The organism is Solwaraspora sp. WMMB762 (assembly GCF_049179115.1).
GTDB lineage: Bacteria > Actinomycetota > Actinomycetes > Mycobacteriales > Micromonosporaceae > Micromonospora_E.
The window spans coordinates 1,334,341-1,352,104 of sequence record NZ_JBMHMD010000001.1; the positions used below are offsets into that span (position 1 = coordinate 1,334,341).

The 17,764-nt window shown below is 69.3% G+C and carries 5 protein-coding genes; all 5 read right to left on the minus strand.

The window, feature by feature from the left end; all coding sequences use genetic code 11:
- Positions 1-36 precede the first annotated feature (36 nt).
- The 5 genes from ACN27J_RS06145 to ACN27J_RS06165 are packed head-to-tail and all read right to left on the minus strand — an operon-like array spanning position 37 to position 17,762.
- Positions 37-7,008 carry an amino acid adenylation domain-containing protein gene (locus tag ACN27J_RS06145; RefSeq protein WP_421364381.1) on the minus strand — a complete coding sequence of 2,324 codons (6,972 nt, stop codon included), beginning with the start codon at positions 7,006-7,008 and terminating at the stop codon, positions 37-39.
- A gap of 9 nt (positions 7,009-7,017) precedes the next feature.
- On the minus strand, positions 7,018-13,542 hold the full coding sequence (locus tag ACN27J_RS06150) for a condensation domain-containing protein (protein ID WP_421364383.1): 6,525 nt from the start codon (positions 13,540-13,542) through the stop codon (positions 7,018-7,020).
- Positions 13,535-15,178, minus strand: coding sequence for an AMP-binding protein (locus tag ACN27J_RS06155; RefSeq protein ID WP_421364385.1), 1,644 nt, complete (start codon positions 15,176-15,178; stop codon positions 13,535-13,537). The genes ACN27J_RS06150 and ACN27J_RS06155 overlap by 8 nt, the downstream gene beginning before the upstream one ends.
- Positions 15,175-16,566 carry an FkbM family methyltransferase gene (locus tag ACN27J_RS06160; protein ID WP_421364386.1) on the minus strand — a complete coding sequence of 464 codons (1,392 nt, stop codon included), beginning with the start codon at positions 16,564-16,566 and terminating at the stop codon, positions 15,175-15,177. Before ACN27J_RS06160 ends, ACN27J_RS06155 begins: the two co-directional genes overlap by 4 nt.
- Before the next feature lie 5 nt (positions 16,567-16,571).
- Positions 16,572-17,762 carry an alpha/beta fold hydrolase gene (locus ACN27J_RS06165; RefSeq protein ID WP_421364388.1) on the minus strand — a complete coding sequence of 397 codons (1,191 nt, stop codon included), beginning with the start codon at positions 17,760-17,762 and terminating at the stop codon, positions 16,572-16,574.
- Positions 17,763-17,764 lie beyond the last annotated feature (2 nt).

The following is a 17,764-nucleotide window of genomic DNA, read 5'->3' on the forward strand; positions in this document are numbered from 1 at the left end:
CTCGGTGCCCTTTTCGGTCGGTCGTGGAAGCGGCACTCAGCAGGGTGGAAGCGTCGACAACGGTCTCGACGGGGTCGCCACCAGGTCGAAGACGGCCTGGACGACGTCACCCATCGCTTCCGCCGTCTCACGTTTGAACAGTGAGTTGTCGTAGTTGAGGCTCACGCGCAGGCCGTCCCGCGTCTCGTCGACAAGGAACGTCAGCGGGAACTTGCTGATCCGGGGGCGGTCGACGCGGTAGTGCTCGACGGCGAGTTGCTCCCCTGGGACCAGGTCCTCGACGGGCAGGTAAGGGTAGTACGCGAACATGACCTCGAACAGTGGGTTGTGTCCGCCGTCGTCCTGAATTCCGAGGTCGCGGACCAGGGTCTCGAACGGGTATTCCTGGTGGTCCAGCGCCGCGAACAGATCGATGCCATGTGCCGCCAGCAGCTCCGGAACCGGACTCGTACGGTCGACGTTCACTCGGACGGCCAGCGTGTTGACGAACATCCCGATGGTGGACCGGATTCGCGGATCACGCCGGCACTCCACGGGGATGCCGATCGTGACGGTGTCTTGTCGGCAGATGTGCGCGAGGGCACCGGCAAACAGCGAGAACAGCGCCGAGAACCTGGTGGTCCCCGCTGCTCTGGCCAGCGAGTCCAGTTCCCGCCGCCGCTCGGCCCCGATCCACAGTTCGACGTAGTCGCCGCTGAACCGCTGCACTTTCCCCCTCGGGAAGTCGTACGGCAGGGCGGGTCTGGTCGGCTCGCCACCGAGCTTGTCGAGCCAGTAGGCCCGCTGCCGCGCCCGTTCTTCCGTGCTCTGCTGGTCAGCGAGCTGAGCGTAATCGGCGTAGCGCAAACCGGGCGCTTCGCCCGGCGCGGCACCGAGGTACCGGCGGATCAGTTCTCCCAGCAGCAAGGGGACGGAGGCGCCATCGAAGACCACGTGATGGACGTCGATGACGACATGGTGCTCCACGTCTGAGAGGCTCGCGAGTTTGACGCGCATCAGCGGCGCTTTGGTCAGGTCGAACGGCTGCACGAAGCCGCGTAGTACATCGGCCTCCTCACCGGGCTGGATCTGCTGGCGGACGATCGGGACCGCGACGGCCGGTTCGACCAGGCCGACCACTCTTCGATGACGGATGGCGAACCGGGTCCGGAACGCGTCGTGCCGCAGGACGAGTTCGTTGACGGCCTGTTGGAGGCGGGCCGCGTCGAGCGGGCCGCGTACCGCGAAGGAGAGCGGGATGTTGTAGGCCGTACTGCGGGGATCGAGCCGCTGCAGGTAGTAGATGCCGGACTGGGAGGTGGTGATGGGGTACTCGGTGGCGTGGGAGCCGTCCGGGAGGCGGTCCGGCTGAGTGCGCGATCCAACGCCCGGATCGTCCGCCGACAGGTGGCGGATCCGCACCGCCAGCCCTCGTACGGTCGGGTGGTGGTAGAGGTCACTGATCCGCAGTCCGACACCGAACTCCTCGTTGAGCCTGGCCACGATGGTCATGGCTCGGAGGCTGTCGCCGCCCAGGTCGAAGTAGGAGTGGTCGACGCCCGCGTCGGTCGCGTCGATGACCGACCGCCAGACCGCCAGGACCCGCCGTTCGATCTCGTTCTCCGGCGCGGCGGCGAGGCTCCCGACCGTTCGGTCAGGGGCCTGACGCGCGAGCAGCGCCCGCCGGTCCACCTTGCCGTTCGGGGTCGTCGGGAGCTGCCCCAGGCGGACGATTGCAGCCGGGACCAGGTAGCCGGGCAGCGCGGCGGCGAGCTCGCGCCGGACCGTGTCCGGTTCCGGCGACGGTGCGTCCGCCGGCCCGTCGGCAACGTAGTACGCCTCCAGCTCGGCGGTGCCCCCGACTTGCCTGATCAGCGCGGCAACGTGCCGCACGCCGGGAATCCGCTGCATCGCGACCTCGATCTCACCCAGCTCGATACGTCGCCCGCGAACCTTCACCTGCGCGTCACGCCGACCCAGGTAGATCAGGTTGCCGTCCGGTGCCCACCTGGCGTGATCACCGGTCCGGTACAGCCGCTCGCCGGGAAAGTCGGGGTGCTCGGTGAACACTTCCGCGTTGAGGCGGGGGCGGTTGAGGTAGCCCCGGCAGAGCCCTCGGCCCGACAGGTAGATCTCCCCGGTCACGTCGATCCCGACGGGCTGCTGGGTGGCGTCCATGACGTAGACCCGGGTGTTGTCGACCGGCCGGCCGATGGGAACGGCCGGCGTGCTGTCGTCGAACCGGTAGACCGTGCTGTAGGTCGTGTCCTCCGAGGGGCCGTACAGGTTCCTGACCTCGATCCTGCGGTGATCCAGCAGATCGCGAAGCGAGGGCGGGGCGGGTTCGCCCGCGACGTTGACCGCCGTGACGTTCGAGAAGTCGCGGCCTGAACGGCACAGTTCGACGACCACCGAGGGCACCGTGTTGACGAGGATGCGCCGGTGCGCCCCGAGCCACTCGCCGATGTGTGCCGGCGACTCGATGAGCCGGACGCTCTTCCCCGTCGACAGCGGGAAGAGAAGCTCGAAGATCGACAGGTCGAAACAGATCGAGGTGGCCGCGATGACCACCCCGACGTCGGTGTCCGCGAACTCGCGCCGGCTCCACTGCAGGAAGGCGGCGAGATTGTCGTGGGTGATCTGCACGCCCTTCGGGTCGCCGGTGGACCCGGACGTGTAGATGAGGTAGGCGACCGCGTCAGGGGGCGACGGCGCCGCCGGAACGGTTGGCCAGGAGCCCAGGCCCGCGCGGAACCGGCCCAGGAGCTGCGGATCGACGAGGAGCCTGCAGTCGCAGTCGTCGAGGATGAACTCGATTCGGCGGGCGGGATACGCGGGGTCGAGCGGCACGAAGGCGGCACCCGCTTTGAGGACGCCGATCAGGCACGCGACGAGCCAGTCGTCGCGCTCGAGGAGGATGCCGACGTAGTCACCCGGGCGCACACCCAGTTCCTGCACGAGGAAGCCGGCGAACTGGTCAGACCGGGCATTCAACTCCGCATAGGACAGCTCCTCGTCGTCGACGAGGAGCGCTGTGGCGTCCGCCGAGTCCGCGCACCGGGCGGCGAGCATGGTCAGGAACGGCGTGTAGGCCGGATCGACCCTGCCCCGGCCGAAGTCCAGCACCGTGCCGCGCTCGGCCGGCGGGACACACGGCAACCGGCCCACCGGGCGAGCCGCGTCGTCGCTTGCCGCCGCGAGGAGGGTCTCGAGTGCGCCGACGAACCGGCGGATGGCATCCTCGGCGTACAGGTCGGTGTTGTACTCGACCTCCAGGGCGAGTCCGGCCCCCCGCCCGCGTTCGACGAAGTTGAAGGTCGCGTCGAACTTGCTGAACCGCTGGGGAGCCGACCTTCTGGTGAGGCGGAAACCCGGGCCCTCGATGTGGTTCAGCGCCTGGTTCTCGGTCGCGTTCTGCAGGACGACCATCAGGTCGAACACCGGGCTGTGACCCGGATCCCGGCGTAGCCCGAGATCGTCGACCACGGAGTCGAACGGATGGGCCCGGTGTTCCAACGCCGCGGTGACGCCCGCCTTGACCCTGGCCAGCAGCGCGTCGAACGTCTCGTCCGCCGACAGCGTCGTGCGCAGCGGGAGCGTGTTGACGTAGAACCCGATCTGCTGTTCGACGTCAACGTGGTCCCGGCCGGCGACCGGGGTCCCGAGCGTGATGTCCGGCTGACCGGTCTGTCGGAACAGCGTCGCCTTGACCCCGGCCACCAGCACCATGAACAGGGTGCATCCCAGCTTCGCTCCCAGCTCCTCCAGGCGAGAGACGAACGGCGCGGAGAAGGTGTGCCCGACGACGGCGCCGCGGTGGGTCTTGACGCTCGGCCGCGCCCGGCAGCCCGGAAGGTTCACCGCAGGGACCGTCTCCAGGCCCGCCAGATGGTCGGACCAGAAGCGGCGGTGGACGTCGTGGTCCCCGGACTCCAGGCGGCTCCGCTGCCACGCCGCGTAGTCCTTGTACTGGATGTCGAGCCGGGCGACCGGCGGTCCGGCAAGGGCGGGGTCGTAGAACTTGAGCAGGTCGCTGACGAACACGCCCAGCGACCAGGCGTCGCAGACGCTGTGGTGGATGGCGAAGGCGAAGGTGTGGCTCCCTCCCCCGGTCACCGCGAGTGCGGCCCGCAGCAGCGGACCCCGGCTGAGGTCGAAGGGCCGCCCCACGAACTCGGCCAGCGAGTCCGCCGGGTCCTGGACCGGCGGGATGTTCTCGAGGTTGAAGTCCACCGCCGACACGGGCAGGACCGCCTGCCGCACGTCACCGTCCGGGCCCGTCCGGAACACCGTACGCAGGCTCTCGTGCTTCTCGATGACCTGCCGGAGCGCGTTTTCCAGCCGCCCGGGCTCGACCTCGCCCTGGATGTCGTAGACCGAATGGAGGTTGTACGCCTGGGAGGCGGACTCGAACTGGGATGCGAGCCAGAGCCGCCGCTGCGCGTTGGACAACTCGTAGTCGGCGGCGGGCGCGAGTCGGGGGATCCCGGCGAATCGGCCCGGGTCGGCCGCGCTGATGACGCCGGCCAGATCGTCGAGCCGCGGGTGCTCGAACACGGTGTTGAGCGCGAGCTCGACACCGAAGTCCTTCGAGACGTGCGACAGCAGGCGGATAGCGGTCAGGCTGTGCCCGCCCAGCGAGAAGAAGTCGTCATGTCGTCCCACCCGCCCGACGTCCAGCAGACCCGCCCAGAGCCGGGCGAGCCGCTCCTGTGCCGCGGTGACCGGCGGAAGGAAAACCTCCCGCGCCACCTCGGCATCGGGTGTGGGCAACGCTCGCCTGTCGAGCTTCCCGCTCGGGGTCAGGGGAAAAGACGTTCGCTGGGTGAAGTAGGTCGGTACGGCGAAGGGGGGCAGACCCTGCGCGGCCTGCTCCTTCAGCGCCCGCGGGTCCAGCGGCGTGTCCGCGATGAAGTAGGCCACCAGAACGTTCTCACCCCGGACCTTTCTGGCGCAGACGACCACGTCGTCGACCCCGTCCAGCCCGCGGATCGCCCGCTCCACCTCCCCGGGCTCGATCCGAAATCCGTTGATCTTCACTTGATCGTCGGCCCGACCGAGGTACTCGAGCCTTCCGTCGCCGTCCCAGCGGACCAGGTCCCCGGTCCGGTAGAGGACGCCGTCGAAACCGATCTCGTCCAGTTTGACGTGGACGAAGCGCCGTGCCTGCTCCTGCGGGTCGTTCAGATAGCCCTTGGAGAGTCCGGCACCCCCGAGGTGGAGTTCACCGACCATGTGGGGGGCGCACAACCGACGCTGCGGGGTCAGGGCGAACAGCTGGATGCCGTCGATCGGGCGGCCGATAGGGACCGTCCGGCCCCCCGGCCGCAGCTCGTCGGCGGCGAGCCGGTGGAACGTGACGACGTCGGTGAACTCGGTGGGTCCGTACGAGTTCATCACCGCGGCCCGGAAGTTGGGCGACTCCGACCAGGTGCTCAGCTTCGACGTGTCGATCGGTTCACCGCCGAGCACGACGTGGCGCAGCGACCGTAGCGCGTGGAACCGGTGCTCCGCACCGAACTCCAGCAGCGGATAGAAGGCACTCGGCGCGCAGTTCACGACCTCGATCCCGTGCGCGTCGATGTACTCGGCCATGGCCGAGTAGTCGTCGAGCGCCGCACCCAGCAGGTGTAGCTGTCCTCCGCACAGCAGGGGCGCGAACAGGTTCTTCTGGGCCAGGTCGAAGCTGACGGGGGCGATGAGCAGGAAGCTCGGCTGTCCCGGTCCGCACACCTGCCGGGTGTACCAGGCCAGCAGGTTACGGAAGGCCCCGTGCTCGACCGCGACCCCCTTCGGTGTCCCGGTCGACCCGGAGGTGAAGATCACGTACACGCTGTCGTCCGCGCGGATGGTCACCGGGGGGTCCGTCTTCGGGTGTTCGGCGATCCGGTCTGCGGCCGGCGTCAGCGCCACCACGTTCGCGACGGGCGTGGCGAGATCATCGGGCTCCCGCACGATCACGGCGGCGGCGCGGCTCTCCCTGACCAGCAGCGCTTTGCGGTCCGCCGGGTAACGCAGGTCGATCGGCACGTATGCCGCGCCGGTCTTGAGCACAGCCAGGACCGCCACGACCAGGTCCCGGCTGTCGCGCAGCGCGACCGCGACGAAGTCTCCGCGCCGGACGCCACCCACATCCCGCAGGTAGTGCGCGAGCTGGTTGGCGTTCTCGTCGAGCTCGCGGTAGGTGAGTGCACCGGCGCCGTCCACCACCGCTACGGCGGCAGGCGTAGCGGCCGCCTGACGTTTGAAGTCCACGAGCAGGCTCGCGGGCAGGTCTGGATCGGGTGCTGGGCCGGGTAGCGCCGCGGTGAGCTGTTCCAGCTCGGCGGGGGTGAGGACGGGGATCCGCGACAGCGACAGGTCAAGGTGGTCACGCAGCTTGCGCACGAGTTCGACGTAGTGCCGGAGGAACTGGACGGCGAGTTGCTCGTCGCATCCCGGGCCGCAGGAGAGCCGGACCTCCCGGTCGTCCGCCGCGACCGGCACCGTCAGGCAGATGGCCGTCCCACCGGCCAGCCACGGGTTCGCGACCGGATCCGCCCCGCTCACCAGCCCGAAGCGGACGAGGTGGGAAGTCTGTTCCTGGGCGGTCATCCAGTCACGCAGTTCGTTCCAGCGGTAGTCGCGGTACGCGGCGCCGTCCTGCGTTTCGTTGCGGACGGCACCGATCGCGTCGCGCAGCGTCCCGTCCTGGTCGAGCGGCGCAGTGTAGAACAGCAACGCCTCGGTGCCGCGTGGGTGCCCGCCCACCGCCACCACACCGGCTTCCTGTCCGAAGTAGAAGGAAAGCAGGATTCGGTACAGGGTGACGTAGATGACCAGCTCGGCCTCCGGGTCACCCCGGCTGGCCTTCTTCAGGAATCGCAGATCCTCCTCGCAGACCGTGACCGACCAGTGCCTTCTGCTGTCAGCGACACCGGCCGGGTCCGAGGCTGTCAACGCCACAGGCAGGTCCGACCATTCGCAGCCGCTGACCTTCCGCACCCAGTAGTCAAGGGCGATCCTGGGGTCCAGCGTCTTCCCGGTCATCGTCGCCTCCTAGAAGTCGAACTCGATCTCACGGCCGGCGGCGACCCGTTGCTCTTCCTCGACCTGCCCGCGGTACTCGTGCAGTGGGCGCCCAGGAGTGTCGACGACCTCCGACAGCAGCGCCACGAACCGCCGCCAGAGCAGGGCGACGGAGCCCTCGTCGTACAGCTCGGGGTCGTACTCGACCGTCGCCTCGACGCGCCCGTGACGGGACACCAGGTTGAAGGTGAGGTCGAACTTGGCGACGCATTCGACGCGGTCGCGCAGCGCGATCTCCACGCCGGTCTCCCGGAGCACCCGCTCCTCCAGATCGCCCCAGTCGTGTAGCACCAGGAGGACGTCGAACAGGAATCCGTGTCCCGGCTCCTGGCGTGGGACCACGTCCGCGAGCTGCTCCAGCGGGTACAGCTGGTGCGTGTGGGACTCCAGGAACTCCCGTCTGGCGATCGCCAGCAGCTCACGAAAGCTCGTGTCGGGCGAAAACGTCGTCCTGAGTGCCAGAGTGTTGGCGAGGAAACCGATCTGTGGCCGCAGGTGCCGGGAGAACTCCCGCCCGGTGGTCAACGTGCCGAGGCAGAGGTCGGTCTGCCCGGTCCGGTTGTAGAGGGTCAGCACCAGGACGGAGTGCAGCAGGGTGAACAGTGTGACGGCCTCGGTACGGCACAGCTCCCGCGCGTGGCCGGTCAGCGCCTCGTCGACAGCGCCGTGGAAAACCGACCCGGTGAACGACTTCACCGGCCTGCGGCGCCGGTCCGTCCGCAGGTTGAGCACGGGTACGCCGTCCTTCAACTTGTCCGTCCAGTACGCCCGGCCCGGGTCGAGAAGGCCGCGGTCGCCGAGGTCCCGCAACCAGAGGGCGTAGTCGCCGTACTGGATGGCGGGTTTGGGCAACGATTCTCGCCGCGTCGTGTACGCCCTGAGCACCTCCTCGGTGAAGATGGCGATGGAGACCGCATCGCAGACGATGTGGTGCATGGAGAGCATCAGCACGTCCTGCGGACTCGTGCCGGTCACGTACGTCACCTGGAACAGCGGGCCGCCGGCCAGGTCGAAACCGCGGTGCAGCTCCCGCCTCTCCAGCTCGGCCAGCACCTGCTCCTGGTCGGCGGACGAGTCGAGGTGCTCGATCAGGACCTCGGTCGAGATCGCGGGGTCGACGCGCTGCACGACCTCGTCGCCTCGCACGACGAACCGGGTACGCAGGATCTCGTGCCGGGCCACCACGGCGTCGACGGCGCGCTCGAGCCGGTCGGGTCGCAGGCCACCGACCACGTGGATCGACGCCAGGACGTTGTAGGACGCGCGCTGGCTCTGCACCCAGATTCTCAGCTGACTCGACGTCAGGGGGTACTCGGCGCGTGACGGGCTCCGCGACAGCGCGGGCCACGCCGGTGCCGGGGCCGCCGCCAGCCGCGCGGCGATGGCGGCGACGGTCGGGTCCTCGAAGACGTCCTTGAAGGTGAGTACCAGTCCGGTGGTCCGTTCCAGCCGGTGCAGTAGCTCGATGACGCTGATGGAGTTCCCGCCCAGCGCGAAGAACGACGACGTTGGGCCGGTGGGCGCGACACCCAGGACCCCCGCCATGCAGTCGGCCACGGTGCGTTCCCGCGCGTCCATCGGCCGCGCGACCGCCGGGCCGGCCGGTGCGGGCTCGCCCGGTTGCGGCAGCCCGGCCCGGTCGACCTTGTTGTTGGGCGTGAGCGGGAAGGCGGCCAGCACCATGGTGGTGGACGGGACCAGGTAGCCAGGCAGGTTCCGGACCAGCAGGCCGCGCAGTTCCTCGGGGTCGAGGGCGGCACGCCGCCGCTCGTCTGGAACCTCGACGTATGCCGCGAGGGACTCTCCGCCGTCGCCCCGCTGCTGCTTGAGCACCAGCGCCCGAGCGACCGCGGGGTGTCCCATCAGCACTGTCTCGATCTCGGCGGGCTCCACCCGGTAGCCGTTCACCTTGAGCTGGCGGTCCACGCGGCCGACCAGTTCGATCTCCCCGCTGGGCAGGAACCTGCCCGAGTCACCGGTGTGGTATCCGGCCTCGCGGAACCTTTCTGCGGACAGGCCCGGCAGTCCGACGTAGCCCTTCGCGACGTGCGGTGAGCCGACCACGATCTCGCCCACCTCGTACACCTCCGGACCGCCCCCGTGCGCGACGCGCAGGGCCAGTGACGTGCCGTCGCAGGGAACGCCCAGCGTGACGGTGCGCGTGACGTTCCCGTGCACGAAGCGCCGAAGCGAGTTGAGGGTACTTTCCGCCTGGCCGTAGAGGTTGTAGAGCTCGACGTCGGGGAACAGCTCGAAGTGCCGTATCCCGTCGGCGGGCAGCACCGGCTCCCCGCCCAGGACCACGGCGCGCAGGCGGCCGCTGTCCGAGCCGCGTCGGGTGGCCATGAGCTTGCGGTACAGGGAAGGGGTCGCGTGCAGGACGGTGACCGACTGGTCGACCACCCATTGCCAAAGGTCGCGGTGCGCGTCGTTGTCGTGCAAGGCGAGAACCTGCAACTGGGCACCGGTGACCATCGCGGTGTAGACATCCAGCACCGCCGCGTCGAAGCCGAGCGACGACACCAGGCTGAGCGAGTCCTGCTCGGTGATCGACAGCCGTCGCCGGTACTGTTCGACGAAGTACCGGACGTTGTCCGCCTCCTGGATCACACCTTTGGGGGTGCCGGAGGTACCGGAGGTGTAGAGCAGATACCCGGCCCGGGGTTCGTCCGGACCGTCGCCGGCCTCTCCCGGACCGTCGCCGGCCTCTTCCGGACCGGTCTGGTCGATCCGCACCACCTTCGGGCGTACGCGGCCGGGCTCGTCGGTGTCGTCCGCTTCTGCCCAGGCGACCGCGCCGTTGGCCAACACCACCCGGACCCCGGCGTCCGAGACGATCCGCCGCAGCCGCGGCGCCGGGTCCCTGGGCTCCAGAACGACGTAGCGGCACCCGGCATCCAACGCGCCGACCATCGCGGAAATCGCCAGCGGGGTGTCCCCGTGACGGAAGTACAGCCCGACCGGACCTGCCACCGAGGTACGCCGCAGGTAGCCGCTGACCCGGCGGCTCCATCCGAGCAACTGCCCGTACGTCGTCGCGCCGCTCGGGGTCACCACCGCCACCCGCTGCGGGATCCGCTCCATGGTCTGCCTCACCAAGGCGACCAGCGGTTGCGGGACGTCCGCGGACCCGACCTGTGGCGGCCGCCCGAGGCGGGGCGGAACCAGGAGCGGTTGCGCGTCGAGTGGCCGGTCCGGATCCCGGTCGAGACGGCGGAGACAATTCTCGAAGCCGGCCATCCACAGGCGTACCGTCTCCGGATCGAACAGCGCCGAGTCGTAGTCCCACCGCAGCGACCCGCCGCCACCGCTGTCAAGGATCGCGTAAACGTCGAGGTCAAGCCGTGCGGTCTGGCCCCGGTCGCCGAGGAACCCCTTGGCGATCTGCTCACCCGGCCCGAAGGTGAGGCCGTTGAAGTATACCGAGGTGACCGGGACCCTCCCGTCGCTGCGACCGCTGGTGAGTTCGCCCGCCACCGCACGCACCGGCAGCGCCCGCAGTCCGAGCGCCTCCGACAGCCTGCCACCGACCGCCGCGACCCGCTGCACGCCGGACTGGTCGCCGGCGAGCTGCAGGCGCAGCGTGACCGGGTTGACGCAGGGCCCGAACGTGTCCTTCATGGCGGGAAAGTCGCGATCGAGAAGCGGAACACCGACCGCGATGTCCGAGCGTCGCGTGACTCTGCCGATGACCGTCGCGAACCCGGCCAGCGCCACCGCGAACGGCGTCGTGCCACACCGCCGGGCCAGCCGGGCCAGGGATCGGGACTGCTCGTCGGTCAGGTGCAGCCACTCGGTGGCGATGCGGCCCCGGGCGCCGTCGGCTGGGGACCAGCGGTCCCGGGGCAGCCGCAGCGGTACGAGACCCGTGAGCTGCCCGCGCCAGTACGCCCCGGCGTCCGCGCCGTCGCGCGCCAGCAGGTCCCGCTGCCGACGCACGTACGTGCGGTACGAGGTGTCCCGTTCCTCGTCGGTACGCCCGGTGCCGTCCCCGCCGGCGCACGCCGACGACAGTCGCTGGGCGAAGGCGTTGAGCGAGAACCCGTCGCAAATGATGTGGTGGGCGACGAAGATCAGCGTGTGGGTGCCGCCCGGCAGCCGCACGAGTGTGGTGCGAAACAACGGGCGCTCGTCGAGGTCGAAGGGCTTGCGGACGAGTGCCTCGACGCACCCGTCCAACTCGGCCACCGCCTGCTCGGTGCCCGATCGGGAAACGTCGAGTACGTCCGGTCGGTGCTCCTCGTCGTCGCACGGGAGCAGGCCCAGGTTTCCGTTCCGCCAGACGAACTGGCAGTTCAGCAGTTCCGCGCGGCCCAGCTCGAGCGCGAGCGACTTCTCGATCCGCTCCCGTGGGATCTGCGATGCGAAGTCGATCCGGATCGCGATGTTGTAGCGGCTGTCCGGTGCTCGCGACTGGTGGTCGATCCAGATCGACTCCTGGATCGAGCTGGCCGGCAGGAGACCGTCGCCGGTGAGCACCTCGGGCGCAACGGGCGGCGGATCGGTGTGCGACAGGGCGTCCAGCCGCGCGGCGAGCCCGGCGATCGTCGGATGGTCGAACAGCAGCTCGACGCCGATCAGCTGGCCCACCTCATCGGACAGCGCGGCGGCGAGCTCGGCCATGCCGAGGGAATCGAACCCGACGCTGAAGAACGTGTCGTCCCGCCCCATCCGGACCGGCCCCTTGAGATGTTCGACCGCCCGCATGATCTGCCGCTCCGTGTCGGAGGCCGCCGCAGCCGGGGTCCGTCCCTCGCCGGCTGCGCCGATCGGCCCGCTGGACTCCGCCTTCCAATGGGCGATGCCGCCGGTCTGCCCCGCGAGGTATGTCGACCTGCACAGCGCCCGTTGGAGCTTGCCGCTGCTGGTACGAGGCAGGTGGCGAGGGGCGAAGAGGAACACCTCCGACGCCGGGATGCCGAACTCCTCCAACAGCACGGTCCGGACCGACCGGATGACTTCGGCGTGGGCAAGTCCGCCCGTACGGTCGTACTCGCACTGGACAACCAGATCTTCGCCGTGCTCCCGGTCTACGGAGAACACCACGCAGCCGTCCCGGATGACACCCGGTGCGCCCTCGGCGATCGCCCATTCGAGGTCGTAGGGGTAGTGATTGCGGCCACGGATGATGATCAGTTCCTTGATCCGGCCCGTCACATGCAGCTCGCCGTCGCGCAGGAAGCCAAGGTCGCCCGTGCGGTAGAACGGGCCCTCACCCGAGCGGGTGAAGGCATGCAGCGCCTCGGACGCCCCGGGGTTGTTCCAGTAGCCGCCCGCGACGCTCGACCCGCTCAGCCACACCTCTCCCACTCGGCCATCGGGGCACTCGGCACCGTTGCCGTCGACGACGAGGCAGCGGAAACCACTGGGGACGCCGCACGACACGACCGGGTCGCCGGGCGACGCGGGCCCGCTGTCGTCCGCCTCGCTCCCGGACGGCTCCGGCGTGCGCGTGGTGAGCCCTTCCGCAGCGGCCACCAGCAACGTGGCCTCGGCCATGCCGTAGCAGGGCCGGAAGGCATCGGACCGGAATCCGGTCGCCGCGAACCGGTCCGCGAACGACGACAGCGTCTGCGCCCGGACCAGCTCGGCCCCGCAGTAGGCCACCCGCCAGCGGCTCAGGTCGAGCCCCGCAACGTCGTCGTCGCTGATCCGGTCGGCGCAGTGCTGGTAGCCGAAGTTGGGTCCGCCACTTCCCGTCGCGCGGTAGCGGCTGATCGCCTCCAGCCACGTCACGGGCCTGCGCAGGAACTCGAGCGGCGAGAGGAACACCGCGTGCGCGCCGACGTACACCGCGTGCAGGACGTTCCCGATGAGCCCCATGTCGTGGTAGAAGGGCAGCCAGGACACGACCGTCGATTCGCTGTCCTGGCCGAACGCCGCCCGGATGAGCTCCTGGTTGCGGTACAGGTTCCGGTGCGAGACGACGACACCCTTGGGCGCGCCGGTCGACCCGGACGTGTACTGCAGGAACGCCGGGTCTGCCGGGCACACGGCCACGGGTTCGACGGCACCCGTCCAGCCGCCCGCTGTCCCGCCGGCCGTGATTTCATCGACCGTGATCTCATCGGTGACGAGGCAGGGCGCGGTCTCCGTGAACCTGTCGCCGGCTCGGCCGAGTGCCGCCCGGTCGGTCAGGACGACGGAAGCCTGCGCGTCCCGGGCGATGACGAGGAGGCGGTCCACCGAGCGGCTGTTCCTCGGCGGGTAGCACGGAACGGGCACGATCCCGGCGACGAGACACGCCCAGAACGCGCGGATGAACTCCAGCCCGTGGGGGTAGACCAGCAGTGCCCGTGCCGGCCGTGGGAGCCCATCAAGGTGGACCGCCAGGGAGCACACAGCGTCGTACAGCTGCCGGTAGTTGACGGTGTGCGCCTCGTCGAGGCCCTGCCGCAGGAACGTGTACGCCGGTTCCGCCGGTGACCCGGCTGCCCGGTGCCGCAGCACGGCCGCGAAGTTGTGCTCGCTGTGCGGCGAGCCGCCCTCAGTCACCGACCCGCTCCAGCTTCGCATCGCCGAACACCGCTTTGATCCGCTGACGCCGCAGTTTTCTGGTGCCCGTCAACATGCCGTTCTCCACGGTGAACGGCACCGTGCTGTGCGCGAAGAGCGTCACTCTCTCGTGTTCGGCCAGCCTCGGGTTGACCTCGGCGAGGTAGCTCCTCAGCGCCGCCGATCCGCCCCGCTCGACGGGCCAGTACGCGACGGCGGCGATCCGCTTGCCGTCGAAGGAGGTGACGCAGATGGACTCGTCCACCTTCAGCTCGTGGAAGACGGTCTCGACGCTGGCGGGGAACACCTTCTTGCCGTTGTCGAGGACGATGACGTCGTCCTTGCGTCCGCGCAGGAACAGGAAGCCGTCCGCGTCCAGGTAGCCGATGTCGCCCGTGCAGATGTACCCCTCCTGGTCGAAGGTGACGACCGAGGGGTCGGCAAGCTCGCTCCGGTCGATCTTGACCCGGATCTCGCCGTCTGCGGCGATCTTGACGGGAACCCGTGGCCGGCCGACGCTGCCGATGCGGAAGTCCTTCTCGGAACTCATGGAGATGATCCTGGGCAGCTCGCTCTGCCCGTACCCCTCGTAGATCCGCACACCCACGCGGTAGAACGTCGTGAGCGTCCGCCGGTCGATCGGGGCACTGCCCGTCACGAAGTAGTCGGCCCGGCCGCCGTAGATCTTGCGCACCTTGCCGAACAGGTAGCGGCCGAACAGTCGTTTCACCCAGCTGCGGTTGGGCAGCCGGTTGATCCGAAGGCGGAGGTAGACGTCGAAGACGGCCCGCTGCCGCTTACTCATCTGCCGCAGTTTCTGTTCGATCCGCGCCGCCAGGGCCTCGTATATCATGGGGACGCTCACCATGATGTTCGGCTTCTCGACGATCAGGTCCTGCACGCAGCGCCGAGGATCGGAGAGCACGATGTCGATCCGGCGCATCAGCGCCAGCCGTACGAAGGCCCGCTGCTGCAGGTGCGAGAAGGGCATGAAGACAAACAGCCTGTTCCCTTTGCGGCTCCAGAAGCTGGTCCGGTACCGGTAGTACTGCAGCGCCAGGTCGAGGGCGCGTCTCCAGCCGATCGACGGCTCCTCTGCCGGGAACATCAAATCGATGCGTTTGGCCTTGCCCGACGTCCCCGACGAGTAGCCGATCGAGTAGTGGTCCAGCATCCCGTCGGCGGTGCAGGTCCACTCGACGCCGGCGAGCTCCTCGAAGCCGCTTCCGACCGGAGTGGCACCGCCGGTACCGAAGAACCACACCGGTGCGTCGACCTCGGTGAGCCGGTCCGCCACCGCCCGGTCGGCGAGCACGACGTCGGCCTCGGCCTCCCGCAGCAGGGCACCGATCTCCCGGGCGGTAAGGAACTCCGGCACCGCGACCGACCGGAAGCCCGCCTTGATGCAGGCCAGATCGAGCACCATCCACTGGTACGACGTCGGCCCGACCAACCCCACCTGGAACTCGCGCCCGCGCCCGTGCGGCCGCAGCGACGCCAGCCGGCCGACCGCCCGGTCGATGTCCTGTGCCAGCTCGGCCCACGTCCTGCTGACCCTGCCGCCGTCGCGGTAGACCACCTGGTTGTGGTGGTTGTCCGCGAGCTTTTCCAGAGCCGCGAAGAGCTGCCGCTTCATCCCAGGTTCCTGCGGATGACCGCCGCCACCTCGTCGAAGCGGCTACCCGCGAAAAGCTGGTCCGGCGGCAGCACGTTCTCGCCGAAGGCCTCGTCCACCTCAAGTACCATCCGTACCGACTTGAGTGAGGTGCCGCCGAGGTCGAAGAAGTCGTCCGAGGTCCGGACGGACTCGACCTTCAGCAGCCGGCACCAGATGGCGGCAAGCCTTTCCTCGATCGCGGACATCACACCCGGCTCCGCGGCGCCTTCCGACGCGATCATGGCGCCGAGCGCGGCCGCATCGATCTCGCCGCGGGTGTCCCTCGGCAGGGCCGCCACGAACCGGAACCGTTCGACGGCGATGTCGGCGAGTTGCGGGATGCGTTCGCGGATGGCCGAGGCCAACGCCCGACGCGTCGACAGCGGCCGCCGCCAGTTCGGGGCGGCGGGGTCCGGCGCCACCGGTCCCCGACGGGCGTAGACGCCGTACATGTCGGTGCTCAGCAGATCCGGGTTGCGGTCGATCAGCACGCTGAAGCCCTTGTCCTCCAACAACCTGACGCAGGCCGCGACCCGTCCGTCGATGTCGTGGACCTCCATGACCACCTGATCGATCCGTTGCCACAGCCCATCGTCGATACCGTGCAGGACCTGCCACTCCGCTTTCTCGACGTCGATCTTCAGCAGATCGATACGGTCGACGGAATGGCCCTCGAGCGCCTGTCCCAGTGTCTGCACGCCGCACTCGACCGGCTCGCCGACGAGCAGCTCGGCGACCATCGCGTCGAGCCCGGCGGCGGAGGCGCCGTCGTGGCCCGCGAGATAGGTTTTGAGAACCTCGCGGTCCGTCTGGTCCGCGAGGAGCCCGGACATCGCTGTGTTCTTCGGGTAGTACGTGATCACCGTCTGACCGCGCGCGTCGCCGACTGCGCCGGCGACGATGACGACATCGATGTCGTGCAGCCTGGCGTTCAGCTCGACGGCCCGACACAGCTGAGGTACGGGTTCGACCGCGAAGATCCGGGCCCCCTGGCCGACAAGTCCGAACAAGACGGAGGCCCCGCCGATGTTCGCTCCGACGTCGACCACGGTCGGATGGTCGGGCAGTGTCACCCCGTTGCGCAGGTACTCGTTGTCCCGGAACACCTCACGAAAGATGAAGTCGGCCTCCCGCCGGTTGCGGTGGAAGATCATCAGGTCGTCGTCGGGCTCGTACAGGGCGAGCTCGCCGTCGACGCCTGCCTCCTCGCGAAGGAGCGTCGCTCGCCGGACCACCGGGGCGGCCTCGCCCGGCACGACGAAGACCGCGGCGACCCGCCGGTCACCCGTCCGGTGCCGGACGAGAACGCCTTCCTCGACGAGCCCGCCCAGGTCGTGATCGATCGTCTCGACTTCGAGTGCAGCCATGTCGGTCATCGCCGTCCAGGTGTGCTCAGGTACTGGGCCGCGACGAAGTCGGCGGCCAGTTGGACGAGTCGGGACGAGGTGTCGAAGACGGAGAGGTGGTCGCCGCTGGGCTCCTCGACCAGCCGGGCGCGGGCGAGCTCACGCGCCACGCGATGCGAACCTTCCGGGTGCGCGGTCGTGTCGGTCCGACTCGTCACCACCAACGTCGGGTGTGGGATCCGGCCGAGCAGATCAGTGATGTCGAAAGACATGATCGCGAGGTTCAACCTGCAGTAGTGGTGGAACAGCACCGGCGACGCGTAGGGGTAGAGCACCAGCGGCGCGAGCCGCTCGGGGATCTTCGCCAGGGCGGCAGGGCGGTGCATGAGTTTCTGGTAGGCGGCCGCCTTCGCCAGGGTGTCCGCGCCCATCTCCATCAACGCCTGGACGTCCCGCTGGTGATCGGTCTTCGTCGAGCCGGCCCCGAAGTCGTAGTCCCCGTGCCACAGGCTGATCGATCCGAGGCGACCGGGATGTCGGTGGGCGGCCTCGACCACGATCACCGCGCCGCCGCAGAGCCCCATCACGTGACAGGCCGGCAGGTCGAGCGCGTCCATGACCGCCAGCAGGTCGTCGGCCTGGTCGGCCACGCCGCTCGCCATACCGGCCTCGGGACCGTGCGCGGAGAACAGACCGCGGGTCTGCCAGGTCACGACGAAGTGCTCCTCGCCGAGTGCGCGCAGCCACCGCAGCGACAGCTCGACCGGCATGCCACAGGGTGGGACCAGCACCACCGCGGGACGCGCCCGGTCGCCCGCCGTGAACGCGTCGAGCGTCAGTCCGTCGCGGGTTTCGACCCGCACCAGCCGGGGCGCCCGATCACGGGCATTGGCGGCGGCGCGTACGATCGGCGCCTCCCCGGCGTCGCGGACCCAGTCGTCGAGCGGTCCGGCGTCGGCCAGCAGGCTGCTGATCCGGCGCTCCACCGCCAACCCGAACGAGCTGCCCGCCGGCTGCGGCGCGGCGCGCACGTGGACCGTCTGCCGCAGACCGACCTCGCGGGCGACGCTGTCGAGTAGCCGTCCGGCGGCGGTGCCGAGACGCTCGTGATCCGCCACGGCCATCTCGAAGTGGTCCTGCGGCAGCCGGTCTGCCAGTGGCTTGACCTCGCCGAACACCTCGACAGCGGCCGCCGCCCACTCCTCGAACCCGGTCACGG